This window comes from Marinomonas shanghaiensis, assembly GCF_003259175.1.
Classification (GTDB): Bacteria; Pseudomonadota; Gammaproteobacteria; order Pseudomonadales; family Marinomonadaceae; genus Marinomonas; species Marinomonas shanghaiensis.
Window position 1 is genome coordinate 53,814 of sequence record NZ_QGOK01000011.1, and the last position, 13,414, is coordinate 67,227.

The 13,414-nt window shown below is 44.6% G+C and carries 13 protein-coding genes; 3 read left to right on the forward strand and 10 right to left on the reverse strand.

Translation table 11 applies throughout. The features are described from left to right. The 8 genes from DKT73_RS09930 to DKT73_RS09965 form a co-directional block, all read right to left on the reverse strand. On the reverse strand, positions 1–1,203 hold the full coding sequence (locus DKT73_RS09930) for a cupin domain-containing protein (protein WP_111638405.1): 1,203 nt from the start codon (positions 1,201–1,203) through the stop codon (positions 1–3). A 144-nt stretch (positions 1,204–1,347) separates the two neighbouring features. Then, positions 1,348–2,721 carry an adenylosuccinate lyase gene (gene purB, locus DKT73_RS09935; protein WP_111638406.1) on the reverse strand — a complete coding sequence of 458 codons (1,374 nt, stop codon included), beginning with the start codon at positions 2,719–2,721 and terminating at the stop codon, positions 1,348–1,350. Positions 2,722–2,875: 154 nt separating this feature from the next. Then, positions 2,876–5,095, reverse strand: a complete 2,220-nt coding sequence (locus tag DKT73_RS09940) for an NADP-dependent isocitrate dehydrogenase (protein WP_111638407.1) — start codon at positions 5,093–5,095, stop codon at positions 2,876–2,878. A gap of 241 nt (positions 5,096–5,336) precedes the next feature. Then, positions 5,337–5,966, reverse strand: coding sequence for a high frequency lysogenization protein HflD (hflD, locus tag DKT73_RS09945; RefSeq protein WP_111638408.1), 630 nt, complete (start codon positions 5,964–5,966; stop codon positions 5,337–5,339). Between the two features lie 17 nt (positions 5,967–5,983). After that, positions 5,984–7,105 (reverse strand): tRNA 2-thiouridine(34) synthase MnmA, encoded by a 1,122-nt coding sequence (mnmA, locus tag DKT73_RS09950; protein WP_111638409.1) that lies wholly within the window; start codon positions 7,103–7,105, stop codon positions 5,984–5,986. Between the two features lie 69 nt (positions 7,106–7,174). Further along, positions 7,175–7,576, reverse strand: a complete 402-nt coding sequence (locus DKT73_RS09955) for an NUDIX domain-containing protein (RefSeq protein WP_232827834.1) — start codon at positions 7,574–7,576, stop codon at positions 7,175–7,177. After that, positions 7,518–8,240, reverse strand: a complete 723-nt coding sequence (locus DKT73_RS09960) for a pseudouridine synthase (protein ID WP_111638411.1) — start codon at positions 8,238–8,240, stop codon at positions 7,518–7,520. Before DKT73_RS09960 ends, DKT73_RS09955 begins: the two co-directional genes overlap by 59 nt. 124 nt (positions 8,241–8,364) lie before the next feature. Continuing rightward, positions 8,365–8,619 (reverse strand): cold shock domain-containing protein, encoded by a 255-nt coding sequence (locus DKT73_RS09965; RefSeq protein WP_111638412.1) that lies wholly within the window; start codon positions 8,617–8,619, stop codon positions 8,365–8,367. A 323-nt stretch (positions 8,620–8,942) separates the two neighbouring features. Between DKT73_RS09965 and clpS the strand changes: the two genes are divergently transcribed. The 3 genes from clpS (at position 8,943) to DKT73_RS09980 (ending at position 11,881) form a co-directional block, all read left to right on the forward strand. Beyond that, positions 8,943–9,290: an ATP-dependent Clp protease adapter ClpS gene (clpS, locus tag DKT73_RS09970; RefSeq protein ID WP_111606860.1), complete on the forward strand. Its 348-nt coding sequence runs from the start codon at positions 8,943–8,945 to the stop codon at positions 9,288–9,290. Positions 9,291–9,310: 20 nt separating this feature from the next. Further along, positions 9,311–11,566, forward strand: coding sequence for an ATP-dependent Clp protease ATP-binding subunit ClpA (clpA, locus tag DKT73_RS09975; RefSeq protein ID WP_111638413.1), 2,256 nt, complete (start codon positions 9,311–9,313; stop codon positions 11,564–11,566). A 66-nt stretch (positions 11,567–11,632) separates the two neighbouring features. Continuing rightward, positions 11,633–11,881 (forward strand): hypothetical protein, encoded by a 249-nt coding sequence (locus DKT73_RS09980; RefSeq protein WP_111638414.1) that lies wholly within the window; start codon positions 11,633–11,635, stop codon positions 11,879–11,881. A 71-nt stretch (positions 11,882–11,952) separates the two neighbouring features. Here DKT73_RS09980 and infA read toward each other — a convergent pair whose 3' ends face one another. Both infA and aat read right to left on the reverse strand, forming a co-directional pair. After that, a complete protein-coding gene (gene infA / locus DKT73_RS09985) occupies positions 11,953–12,171 on the reverse strand; it encodes a translation initiation factor IF-1 (RefSeq protein ID WP_012070936.1) in 219 nt (72 codons plus the stop codon). Between the two features lie 305 nt (positions 12,172–12,476). Next, complete coding sequence (gene aat / locus DKT73_RS09990) at positions 12,477–13,256, reverse strand: leucyl/phenylalanyl-tRNA--protein transferase (RefSeq protein WP_111638415.1); 780 nt, start codon at positions 13,254–13,256, stop codon at positions 12,477–12,479. Between the last annotated feature and the right edge of the window lie 158 nt (positions 13,257–13,414).

Consider the following 13,414-nt stretch of genomic DNA (forward strand, 5'->3'; position numbering starts at 1 on the left):
TTATTCTTCTGCCGCAGCCAATTCGATTAATCCTTGCTGACGAATGAGAAAGCGTACAAGCGGTTCTAGATCTGCATGTTGTGTTAGATCCAGTCCAGAAAAATCGAACTCGACTTGGTGACAAACAGCCTCAACAAAACCGGTCAGTGTTTCATCAACAAGCAGATGCTCACCATTGCAAAACACACGAATTTTGCCTTTGTCTGCTGCGTTTTGTTGAATATAGTAACAAATGCGCGCATCACCAGGGCGTAAGAAGGTTTGGCCTTGTGTTGCGCTGTTAAAGGCTGCGTTTAGCTCTTTTTGATTTAAGGGCTCAAGATATTCAGGGTATTTGCTCTCGCTCATTGTCTCCCCTAACCATTCAGCCAGTAGATCGGGTTGATTAATAAGGCGAGCCAGTTGTGTTTGTAAGTATTGAATATCATCTTGGCTAATATGCGCACTGTGTTGACGCCCAGCGGTTTCTGGTGCGGCAAAGCGGTCTTTCACGTTGTCAGTTTCGCACAGCTTGTCGCGGATACCTGTCAGCACGTCTTGCATGCTTGGCGCACGAAAGCCAACAGAGTAGGTCATGCAGTCGTCATCCAATGCTCGGCCATTGTGGGCAAAGTTGGGCGGTAAATAAAGAATATCACCCGCTTCCAGTTCCCAGTCCATATCGGGGTTCACCGGGAAGTTATCTAAAATATGCAATTTAATATTGGGGATGGCAGAATCCTGGTACTCATGAGGTGCTAGCACTTGCCAGCGACGTTTGCCAGAGACTTGAACTAGGAACACGTCATATTGGTCGTAATGGGGTCCAACACTGCCGCCTTCTGTGGCGTAGCTGACCATGACATCGTCCAAGCGCCAACTGGGCAAAAATTCAAATTGCTCTTTAAGTGTTTGAACCTCTGGTACCCAGTGATCAACGGCTTGGACCAGTAAGGTCCACTCTTTTTCCGGCAAGGTGGCAAAAGTATCTTCGCCAAAAGGGCCTTGGCGCATTTCCCAGGGTATCAGTCCGTTTTCGATCACAATACGGGATTCTATCTCCTCTTCCATTGCCATGCCTGCAAGCTCATCCGCTTCCAGAGGTAGAGTAAAGTTGACCAGACCACCGCGAATTAACAACGGCTTTTTCTGCCAATATTCGTCGATAAAGTGTTGGCCTGTCATGCCACCAAGAATAGTCAATGGGGTGTTTAAATCTGTCATAAATCGCTCATTAATAGAACAAAGGAAGTGGTGATGAATCTTAGAAGCTAATGGCTTAAAAGGCAAAAAGAGCCGATAAATCGGCTCTTTTAAATTTGCTCATGAAACGCCTCAATGATGGATTGAGACGTTTTACAGAGAAAATCAGTTACGAATCGCTTTTGCCTGCGCTACAGCGTTGCCGATGTAAGTTGCAGGGGTCAGCTTTTTAAGGTCTGCTTTTGCTTGTTCAGGCATGTCTAGCGTATCAACAAAAGCTTCAATCGTCGCTTGGTCGATAGTGCGGCCACGAGTGAGCTCTTTTAGCTTTTCATATGGAGATTCGATGCCGTAGCGACGCATGACGGTTTGGATTGGCTCAGCCAAAACTTCCCAGGCATTGTTAAGGTCAGCTTCAAGGCGAGGGGCATTGATTTCCAATTTGCTGATGCCTTTTAGGGTTGCTTGGTAAGCGATCAAACTGTGAGCCAAACCAACGCCAAGGTTACGCAGAACCGTAGAGTCCGTTAGGTCACGCTGCCAGCGAGAAATCGGTAATTTAGCGCTCAAGTGACCCATGATGGCGTTCGCAATGCCCAAGTTACCTTCGGAGTTTTCGAAGTCAATTGGGTTCACTTTGTGTGGCATAGTAGAGGAGCCAATTTCGCCAGCAATGGTTTTTTGCTTAAAGAAGCCCATGGAAATGTAGCCCCACACATCACGGTCGAAATCGATCAGGATGGTGTTGAAACGGCAAATGGCATCGTATAGTTCAGCGATGTAATCATGTGGCTCGATTTGAGTCGTGTACGGGTTCCAAGTCAAACCTAAAGAGGTAACAAACTGTTCCGCGTGTGCTTGCCAATCTACATCTGGGTAAGCCGAAAGGTGAGCGTTATAGTTACCGACAGCGCCGTTGATTTTGCCTAAAAATTCAACGCTTTCGATTTGCTTAAGCTGGCGGCTAAGACGAGCAGCTACGTTCGCCATTTCTTTACCAACCGTGGTTGGTGATGCGGTTTGGCCATGCGTACGAGACAACATAGATTGTTCTGCGTGTTCGATTGCTAGGTCTTGGATGGCCGTAATGACGTTTTTAAGCTCTGGAGTAATGCCTTCTTCCAATGCTTCACGCAACATCAATGCATGCGATAAGTTGTTGATGTCTTCTGATGTACAGGCGAAGTGAACAAATTCAGAGATGGCCGCTAATTCAGTGTTTCCAGCCATTTTGTTCTTGATGAAGTACTCAACCGCTTTGACATCGTGGTTCGTGGTTTTCTCAATGTCTTTAATGGCTTGTGCATCGGCTTCACTGAAGTTGTCGGCAAGTTGATCCAATAAAGCACTGGCTTCACGGCTCAAGGCTGGCACTTCGATAATTTGTGGGTGTTTGGCAAGCGCCTGTAGCCAGCGAACTTCGACTATGACTCGCATACGCAGCAAACCATACTCGCTCACAGAGCGACGTAGTACGTTTGTTTTCGATCCGTAACGACCGTCGATAGGGGAAATTGCATTTAAGCTAGTTAATTCCATTGAGATAACGCCTCGGACATGGTTTTCAGGGAGCCGCTATTATAGGCAAAAGGGCGCAGGTAATACAGAGATTCACCGGAGGGATTGACATAAAAAAGCCCCGATGCGGCTTAAGTCGCATCGGGGCTTTCGGACAGCACGATTAAGCTTTCGCTTAAAGCGTTGCTAATGCTTGGTTGAAGGTCGCACTAGGACGCATGATTTTCGCGACTTCTTCAAGGTTAATATGGTAATAACCCGTTAGACCTGCAGGCTTACCTTGAACCGCTGTAAGTTCCGCAACGATTGTCGCTTCTTTCTCAGTCAGTTCTTTCGCCAATGGTGCAAATTTAGCCGCCATTTCAGCATTGTCTGTTTGTGCGGCAAGTTCTTGAGCCCAGTACATCGCTAGGTAGAAGTGACTGCCACGGTTATCAATTTCGCCAACTTTACGAGAAGGAGACTTGTTAGTATCTAACAATTTGCCCGTTGCTTTATCTAGGCACTTAGCCAAAATTTTCGCTTTTTCGTTATTTTGCTTGATGCCAAGCTCTTCGAAAGAGACAGCTACAGCAAGGAATTCACCTAGAGAGTCCCAGCGAAGGTAGTTTTCTTCCATAAGCTGTTGAACGTGTTTAGGAGCAGAGCCGCCCGCACCCGTTTCATACATACCACCGCCATTTAGCATGGGTACGATAGACAACATTTTAGCAGAGGTGCCTAGTTCCAAAATTGGGAACAAGTCAGTCAAGTAGTCACGTAGAATGTTACCTGTTACTGAAATAGTGTCTTTACCACGAATAATACGTTCCATAGAGAAACGGATTGCTTCGTTGTAAGGCATAATGCGAATGTCTAGGCCGTTCGTGTCATGTTCTTGTAGGTAAGTTTCAACTTTCTTACGAAGCTCATTGTCATGTGCGCGAGCATCTTCCAACCAGAATACCGCTGGCGTATCAGATTGACGAGCACGAGTTACGCCTAGTTTCACCCAGTCGCGAATCGCGGCATCTTTGGTTTGGCAAGCGCGCCAGATGTCACCTTTTTCTACATTGTGTTGCATTAGGACATTGCCGTTTGCATCCACAACGCGCATAACGCCATCGGCTTTCATTTCATACGTTTTATCATGAGAGCCGTATTCTTCTGCTTTTTGTGCCATTAGGCCAACGTTTGGCACTGTGCCCATAGTAACTGGGTTGAATGCACCATTGGTTTTACAGAAGTTAATCGTTTCTTGGTAGATACGAGCGTAAGTACTGTCAGGAATGACGGCTTTCGCATCGTGCGCTTTGCCATCACGGCCCCACATTTTACCAGAGTTACGAATCATAGCTGGCATAGAAGCATCTACGATCACGTCACTTGGTACGTGTAGGTTAGTGATACCTTTATCTGAATCAACCATAGCTAATTCAGGACGAGTTTTATAAACGTCTTGGATGGCTTGTTTGATCTCTTCTTGTTTCGCTTCTGGAAGTGTTTTGATTTTGTCGTAAACACTGCCTAGGCCGTTGTTTGGGTTAACACCAATTTCTTTGAAAAGCTCACCGTATTTTTCAAAAACGTCTTTGTAGAAAACAGTTACTGCATGACCAAAAACGATAGGGTGAGAGACCTTCATCATGGTGGCTTTTAAATGCACAGACCACATGATGTTATCTTCTTTCGCTTCTTGTAAGGTCGCTTCAAAGAAAGCACGAAGTTTTTTAGTGCTGATGTTCATGCTGTCGATGATTTCGCCAGCTAGAAGAGGAAGTGATTTTTTCACTTCAACAGAACCATCTTGTGCCACAAATTCGATTTTAACTGTTTGAGCGGAATCCATAGTGACAGATTGCTCAGAAGAGTAAAAATCGCCTTCGCGCATGTAATCAACATGGGAAATAGAGGTTTTTTTCCATTTACCCATTGAGTGAGGGTTTTTGCGAGCATAACCTTTAACCGCAGCAGGTGCACGACGGTCAGAGTTGCCTTGACGTAGAACCGGGTTTACCGCACTGCCAAGCACTTTAGAATAGCGAGCTTGAACGTCTTTCTCTTCGTCTGTTTGTGGGTTTTCTGGGTATTCAGGAAGACCGTAACCTTCGGCATTAAGCTCTTTAATCGCGGCGTTAAGTTGTGGTAGTGACGCGCTGATGTTAGGCAGTTTAACAATGTTGGCTTGAGGGTCGGCGGTAAGATCACCCAAGAATTTTAGGCCATCTTCTGCTTGTTTATCAGCAGGCAACAGATCGGAAAAAGCAGCAATAATACGGCTCGCTAAAGAAATATCTGTAAGTTTTAACTCAATATCGGCTTCTTTTGCAAAAGCGCCAAAGATTGGAAGCAAAGACGCGGTAGCAAGTGCTGGTGCTTCATCGGTCAACGTGTAATAGATGGTTTGTTTCGACATATAATTCCCCTAACATTTAAGGCTAGTTGCCTATGTGAATCGAAGATGACTTTTCGCCGCCATTCCCTTATTTAAATCTTCTGTACAGTAATCTGATTAATAGATTTAAAAAATTGTGCCGTATAGTAACTTAAAAAAACACTTTTTAGATATTGGCTATTGGATATACTCAGAATTGATTTCAGTTATCCTATTGCCTTTTCATTGTCGCGAAAAGGCGTCATTACTCAATCGGGTTTTATCAATTACGCGCATCTAAGGCGTTTAATAAGGCTTTTCGCTTAAAGATTAAATGCCAGCGCTTACCGCCGAGTTGTCGCCATAACATGGCGGCGCGGATACCCGCCATCAAGATAGCTCGAACTTGATTGGCGACGTGCGGCTGTTGTAAAAATCGACTGTCACCATGAACTTGAATGCGAAAGGTGAGTTTGCTTAAAGTGTCTTGATATAAGCCCGAAATAGAGGCGAGCATGTTTTCATGCAAAACACTGTCGTAATGGGCTTTTTTCTGTTCGATCTGGGTGATTTTTTGGCCAATGACCGTGAGCATCTCAGGGGTTTTTGAGAGTTTGTTTTCAAGGTGTATTAGGCTAAGCGCATAGCGCAGAGTGTCTGGATTGACGCTGCTGCGCTCTTTGCCTAATGCCTGTCGAGAGATTTTTCTGCCCAGGGCGAGATTGCTAGAGCAATCCCATTGGCCACCGTAAATATCTTCGGTAGAGTCGGCGTTAACCATTAAGATGCTTTCTAATAGGGGGCGGAGACTGGCATTATCGACTTGACCCGTTTTGGCTAGAATGGAAACCAATTCTGCCGCTTGAAAGACCGCAGATAGGGCGATAGTTTGCTCTTTTTCTCTACTACTCACGTTTTTTCTCTCAATGATTATTTGTTAAAAGCGACGTTGATAATGCCGCCACCAAGACACACATCGTCTAGATAAAATACCACAGATTGCCCAGGTGTGACTGCGCGTTGCGGTTCGACAAAAGACACTTCAATACGTCCATCAGCCAATTCACTGATGGTGCAGTCTTGGTCAGCTTGACGGTAGCGGCATTTTGCTTTGCAAGTCAGTGGTAAAGAGGGTTTTGTTCTGGCAACCCAATCAAAATTATCGGCAATTAAATGGGTTTTAAAGAGCGATTCATGTTGGCCGCCTTGGGTGACAATTAACACGTTGCGTTCGAGATCTTTTTCCACCACATACCATGGATCATCAGAATATTTGGCCAGACCACCAATACCTAAGCCTTGGCGTTGACCAATGGTGTGGTACATCAATCCGTGGTGACGACCAATTTTATCGCCTTCAAGGGTTTCAATATCACCGGGTTGAGCAGGCAAATATTGCTCTAAAAAATCTTTGAAGCGGCGCTCCCCAATGAAACAAATACCGGTACTGTCTTTTTTGTTGTGCGTCACTAAGCCAAATTCTTCCGCCAAACGACGCACTTCAGGTTTTTCTAGCTCTCCCACTGGAAAGAGGGTTTTGGCAATTTCGTCTTTGCCCACAGCATACAAAAAATAGCTCTGGTCTTTATTCGCATCCAAGCCTTTTAGCAGTAATGGCTCGCCGTCTTGCTCGCCACGACGAACATAGTGACCGGTTGCTATATAGTCTGCGTTTAGCGCCATGGCGTATTCTAAAAAGGCTTTAAACTTAATTTCTTTGTTGCATAGAATATCAGGGTTAGGGGTGCGCCCAGCTTTGTACTCAGCTAAAAAATGCTCGAACACATTGTCCCAATATTCTGCAGCAAAATTGGCGGTATGCAGTTTAATGCCTAGTTTGTCGGATACCGCTTGGGCGTCAGCAAGATCGTCTTTGGCGGTGCAGTACTCTGTGCCATCGTCTTCGTCCCAGTTTTTCATGAAGAGGCCTTCAACCTGGTAACCCTGCTGCATCAAAATCAGTGCTGACACAGAGGAGTCGACACCACCGGACATGCCGACAATGACTTTTTTAGAGTGGTTTGCGCTATTCGCAATAGGGCTTTCTTTCATGTGCTGTGATTTCTCGACGGTTATTTGGGTAAAGCAAAGAGGCGTGGCCTCAAAGGGATTTAATGTTCGTTATTGTATCACTTTCTTTGGTTGAAGAAATTGATCCGATACGAAGGATAAGGAGATAATGGGGTTATTAAATGAATCTTCAATGCACGCTTTAATTAATGGACTACGATGGGGTAAGGCCATTATCTCTTCATAGGTCAACCAATGACTGGAAATGATGTCCTTATCGAGTGGTTCATGGGTGTCACTTATTACCTCGCATAAAAAGCACAGACGGTGATAGGTGTCTGCGCCTTCAAAGGGCGTAAGCGCATACATGCCAAGTAGGCCGATGGGTTTTACGATCCAGCCAGATTCTTCTTTTGCTTCGCGAATGACGGCTTCGATGACGCTTTCATTATTTTCAACGTGGCCGGCGGGTTGATTTAGTACTGTTTGGCCGTCTTGCCATTCCTTCACCATGAGATACTTTGTTTCCTTGGTGTCTTTGTTGACCTTTCTCACTAGGGCGGCGACGGTTAGGTGAGGCAGCCTTTCTCTTTCTTTGTTCTTCAAACTGAGTGACCTCTTTTAGTAAGTTATCGGTTGGCTCTATATAGTTCCATTGGCCTACAGTGGTATTTTCTAGAGTATAAGGGCCAATGGCATAACGAATTAATCTAAGTGTTGGGAAGCCGACAGCGGCTGTCATTCGACGGACTTGTCGATTCTTACCTTCACGAATTTGCAGTGTTAACCAACTGGTGGGTATGTTTTCTCTGTATCTAACCGCAGGTATTCTTTCCCAAATGTTTGGCTCTGTCATACGTTCCGCTTGAGCTGGCTTTGTTAAACCATCTTTTAATTCAACACCTTGTCTCAGTTTTATGAGCGCGTCGTCCGTAATCTCTCCTTCTACTTGCACCCAATACGTCTTGGGCAGTTTGAAATCCGGGGAGGCTATTACATGCTGCAGCGCTCCTTGGTTTGTTAGCAGCAATAATCCTTCGGAGTCAAAATCTAATCGTCCAGCAGGATAAAATTCTGGTATCTCAATGTAGTCGGCCAGTGTCGATTTATCACCTTCGGCAGAAAACTGACTGAGAACTCGAAATGGTTTATTAAATACAATTAAATGGGAAGGCATGGATTCAGTACGTGTCTAGGGAAAGCGGAAAACGTAAAAAAGGCGTAAAAAAGCACTTATCTTACTCCTCGTATTGAGGAGTAAGATAGCAAATCTGTACAAGGATAGCGACGATGTTTCTGTTTTACGCAGGCTGCGTTTTTTTGTCGACGGAATGGGCTTCCTCTCGTTTCGTTGTTGTAGGATTAATCTCAATGGCGTGCAGTCCTCTTTCGCCAGGTTCGACATTAAATGTTACTGCCTGTCCTGCTTTGAGGGTTTTGTAGCCTTCGACATTAATGGCTGAATAATGAATAAATAAATCTTCATTAAAATCCTCTGAGACAATGAATCCGTAGCCTTTTGCGTTGTTAAACCACTTCACTGATCCGTGATACATGAGTTACTCCTTACGACTCTGATCGCTGTAAACCGTCTAACCATTTATATGCCTGCACCATCAAAAATGCATAATGATGTTGCTTGGCACCTTAAAAACATCACTCGAATAGCGTAGATTGCGAAATAGGTGCAACTTGTTTAGGCTGAATCAATGCTAGAATTTTAGTCATAAACATTGATTGCACATTTAGTTGCCCCCATTAAGAGCGTAGAAGCCCTTTTGGGATTTGTAAAATCCAAGTGACTAAGTGTTGCGTATATAAGTCGTAATGAGTCAAATTTGGCAAATTACGTAAAAAATTGTAGCCTCAGAGGCATGGGATGATTGTAGATCAACAAATTAGACTAGTATCAGAAGACGAGCAACACGGACATTCCAACATCGCGATTGCTCCTGAAGAAACAGAATTAAAGCCGCCTTCCATGTATCAGGTGGTGTTATTTAATGATGACTATACGCCGATGGATTTTGTCGTATTTGTGTTACAGCGTTTTTTTTCTATGGATGGGGAGAAGGCCAAGCAGGTAATGTTAGAAGTGCATACAAAAGGGAAGGGTGTTTGCGGTATTTACCCTTTTGATATTGCCGAAACCAAAGTCGCAATGGTACAACAGTTCGTGGAACAAAATGAGCACCCCTTAATGTGTGACCTACAAAAGGTCGACTGATTCAGAGTGAGGGAATAGCAATGTTAGATAAAGAACTAGAACAAACCCTGAATATGGCTTTTAAAGCGGCGCGTGACAAACGCCATGAATTCATGACGGTGGAGCATCTACTACTCGCTCTTATTGAAAATGGCGCTGCATCAAGCGTCTTAAAAGCATGCGGTGTTAATTTAGAAGTCTTGAGTCGGGAGCTTGAGGAGTTTGTAAACAGCACAACACCGCTGATTCCAGAAAACGATGAAGAACGTGAGGTGCAACCTACCTTAGGTTTTCAGCGCGTGTTACAGCGTGCGGTTTTTCATGTTCAATCCTCCGGTAAACGAGAAGTTACCGGCGCTAACGTGCTTGTGGCTATTTTTAGTGAGCAAGAAAGTCAAACGGTTTATTTGCTAAAACGCCACGGTGTGGCGCGTATAGACGTAGTGAATTACGTTGCTCATGGTATTTCTAAATTGGGGGATTCTTCCTCTCAAGAGGCGGAACATGATGACGAAGCGGAAGATTCCGTCGCTGCGCCATTACAAAAATTCGCAACCAACCTAAACGAAGAAGCGAAAGCGGGCAAAATTGATAAGCTCATTGGACGTGAATACGAAGTCGAACGCGTCATTCAGACGCTTTCTCGTCGTCGTAAAAACAACCCTTTGTTGGTCGGTGAATCTGGTGTAGGTAAAACGGCCATTGCAGAAGGTCTGGCAAAGCGTATCGTAGACGGACAAGTGCCCGATGTGATTGCGGATGGTATTGTTTATTCGCTTGATTTGGGCGCTTTGCTTGCTGGTACAAAATATCGTGGGGATTTTGAAAAACGCCTCAAGCAGTTGTTAGGCGATTTGAAAAAGCTGCCTAATGCTATTTTGTTTATCGATGAAATTCACACCATCATTGGTGCGGGCGCTGCTTCCGGCGGAGTAATGGATGCCTCCAATTTGCTCAAGCCAGTATTGAGTTCTGGTGGCTTACGTTGTATCGGTTCAACCACTTTCCAAGAATTTCGCGGAGTGTTTGAAAAAGACCACGCTCTGGCTCGTCGTTTTCAGAAAATCGATGTCAATGAGCCAAGCGTAGATGATACTTATCAAATTTTGAAAGGCATCATTGGTGCGTTTGAAGAACACCATAAAGTCAAATATGAAGAACCAGCTTTATTGGCTGCCGCAGAGCTTGCACAACGTTACGTGACAGATCGTCATATGCCAGACAAGGCGATTGATGTTATTGATGAAGCGGGTGCGTACCAGCGTCTGCAACCAGAAGGTAAGCGCAAGGCAGTAATCACTGTGGCTGACATCGAAGATATCGTTTCTAAAATTGCGAGAGTGCCCGTGAGAGCGGTGAACTCTGATGATAGACAAGTGTTGTCTAATCTAGAGCGTAATTTGAAAATGGTGGTGTTTGGACAGGATAAAGCCATTGATTCCTTGTCTTCGGCGATTAAGTTATCACGCGCAGGTTTAAAAGCAGAGCAAAAACCCATAGGTTCGTTTTTGATGGCGGGACCGACAGGGGTTGGTAAGACCGAAGTGACCAAGCAGTTGGCCAAGCAGCTAGGCTTAGAATTGATTCGCTTTGATATGTCTGAATATATGGAGCGTCATGCCGTGTCTCGTTTGATCGGTGCGCCGCCGGGTTATGTTGGGTTTGATCAAGGTGGTTTATTGACCGAAGCTGTGACGAAAAATCCACACAGTGTTGTGTTGTTGGATGAGATTGAAAAAGCCCATCCTGAAGTGTTTAACTTGCTATTGCAGGTAATGGATCATGGTACTTTAACGGATAACAATGGTCGCAAAGCGGATTTCCGTAATGTGATTTTGGTGATGACATCAAACGCGGGAGCAGAAGAGCTGGCGCGTCGTTCGATCGGCTTCTCCAATCAGGACAATTCGACTGACGGCATGGAGGTAATTAATCGAACCTTTACGCCAGAATTTAGAAACCGTCTTGACGCTGTGATTCAATTTCAGCAACTGGATGAACGCATCATCTTCAACGTCGTGGATAAGTTCTTGGTAGAGCTTCAGGCTCAGCTTGATCCTAAAGGTGTCTTGTTGGAGGTGTCCGATACCGCTAGAGGATGGTTGGCCAATAAAGGCTACGATCGTCAAATGGGCGCGCGTCCAATGGCTAGGGTGATTCAAGAGCATTTGAAGAAACCATTGGCCGATAAGATATTGTTCGGTGATCTTCATGATGGTGGCCATGTCAAAGTGGCGCTGGATGAGAAGAGTGATGAGTTGAAATTCGAAGTGATCAAAGAAGAGGTCGTGCATTAAACTGTCACAAAACGAACTCCGTCGATCTTGTGGGTCGTGCTTTAGCGCGTCAAGGTTTTTGGTTTAGTGTTATCAGGCTTTGACGGCCTAAAGGCCGACCTACATGGGGTTGGTTTGGTGTTATCAGGCTTTGACGGCCTAAAGGCCGACCTACATGGGGTTGGTTTGGTGTTATCGGGCTTTGACGGCCTAAAGACCGACCTACATTGGGTTAGTTTAGTGTTATCAGGCTTTGACGGCCTAAAGGCCGACCTACATGGGGTTGGTTTGGTGTTATCAGGCTTTGACGGCCTAAAGGCGACCTACAGGTATTAGCGACATAAAAAAACCGGACATCAAGTCCGGTTTTTTTATGTCTTTGTTAAATTGTTTTTAAACAATTTACATTAACGAGCGCGGTAAACAATACGGCCTTTTGAAAGATCGTATGGTGTTAACTCAACTTTTACCTTATCGCCAGTCAAAATACGAATGTAGTTTTTACGCATTTTTCCAGAGATATGAGCAATTACTACGTGTCCGTTTTCTAATTCGACACGGAACATGGTATTAGGCAACGTATCAATGATAGTGCCCTCCATTTCTAAGCCTTCTTCTTTTGCCACAATGAGTGTCCTATGGTGTTAATACTTACATTTAGAGAGCTTTGCACGACTTAACGTCCTGCAAAGCTCTCATTTTAGTAGGCGCCAGCGTTAAGGAATGGTGCGCTACTTTTGTCAGTTTAGTGCTGTTATTTGTCGGTTAGGCACTAATTACTACGTGCATTTAGCAACGTCTGAATTTTGATCGAGCGTATTTTGCCTAAAAACGCAGCGTAAGGCAAACCTAGTTGTGTTTTCATGGCGTCTATTTTCATCTTAATCGCAAAGCGTTGGTGGTAATTAAAGGTTCCCCCAACGATATCCTGTTATATGGGGTGTTTTTCAGGTCTCTTGCCAATGCTTATGAGAATGGTGTTTTTTTCTATACTTGGGATGAGTTGCTCTAATTGAGTTGAAAAAACGTCTCTCTGTATTAGCTTGGCGCCTAACGACAGCAGATGCTTGGATTCTACTTGGCAATCAATGAGTTCGATGTGGCATTCTTGTGCGAGCTCACAAAAGAGTTTTAGTGCCACTTTTGATGCGTTGGGAACGAGTGAAAACATCGACTCACCAAAGAACATATTTCCCATTGCAATGCCATAAAATCCCCCGATAAGTGTCTCATTTTGCCATATTTCAATGGAATGGGCGTAGCCCAATTTATGCAATTTTTGATAAGCCTGTTTGATGTCTTTTGATATCCAAGTTCCTTCTTTATTGACCCTTAATTCAGCGCAATGGTGGATCACAGCAGGAAAGTCATGGTTAATGGAAAACGACCATTGCTCGTTTTTAGGGGCCGCTTGACCTATTTTTTTAAAGGCTTTTTGGAGAGATCTCGACAAATGGAAATCGGCAGGTCTGAGTACACAGCGTTGTTTTGGGTGCCACCATAAAATCGGGTCAGGGTCGCTGAACCAAGGAAAAAAACCCTTGCTGTAAAGATGGAGCAAACGCGTGGTAGATAGGTCCCCACCGATGGCGGAGAGTCCTTCTGGGTCATGTAATGCTTTGCTTGGATCAGGTGTGTCGTAAGGTGACTCTGTTAGTAAAACGAGCTCTTGTGTGTCATCGGTATTTGAGTCAGTGGTCGCGGTTTGCATAGGGTAAGCACTATCCTGAAGGATCTCGTTTTACGGCATGGTGTGATTGGGATTTATTAAAACGAGCGAGGAAAAAAATGTCTATGAAAAAAACCTTAAAAGCGCATAAAAAAATTAAAGAAATAGATTTTCGATCCGTTAAATAGGATAAGTGGGTC

Excerpts from the sequence above, each read along its gene's own strand:
- DKT73_RS09965 (WP_111638412.1), bottom strand. The coding sequence starts at position 8,619 with ATGTATCACGGATCAGTGAAGTGGTTTAACAACGCAAAAGGCTACGGA.
- DKT73_RS09955 (WP_232827834.1), bottom strand. The coding sequence starts at position 7,576 with ATGGTGAAGGAATGGCAAGACGGCCAAACAGTACTAAATCAACCCGCC.
- clpS (WP_111606860.1), top strand. The coding sequence starts at position 8,943 with ATGATTGTAGATCAACAAATTAGACTAGTATCAGAAGACGAGCAACAC.
- DKT73_RS09940 (WP_111638407.1), bottom strand. The coding sequence starts at position 5,095 with ATGTCGAAACAAACCATCTATTACACGTTGACCGATGAAGCACCAGCA.
- purB (WP_111638406.1), bottom strand. The coding sequence starts at position 2,721 with ATGGAATTAACTAGCTTAAATGCAATTTCCCCTATCGACGGTCGTTAC.
- DKT73_RS09960 (WP_111638411.1), bottom strand. The coding sequence starts at position 8,240 with ATGCCTTCCCATTTAATTGTATTTAATAAACCATTTCGAGTTCTCAGT.
- DKT73_RS09930 (WP_111638405.1), bottom strand. The coding sequence starts at position 1,203 with ATGACAGATTTAAACACCCCATTGACTATTCTTGGTGGCATGACAGGC.
- clpA (WP_111638413.1), top strand. The coding sequence starts at position 9,311 with ATGTTAGATAAAGAACTAGAACAAACCCTGAATATGGCTTTTAAAGCG.
- mnmA (WP_111638409.1), bottom strand. The coding sequence starts at position 7,105 with ATGAAAGAAAGCCCTATTGCGAATAGCGCAAACCACTCTAAAAAAGTC.
- aat (WP_111638415.1), bottom strand. The coding sequence starts at position 13,256 with ATGCAAACCGCGACCACTGACTCAAATACCGATGACACACAAGAGCTC.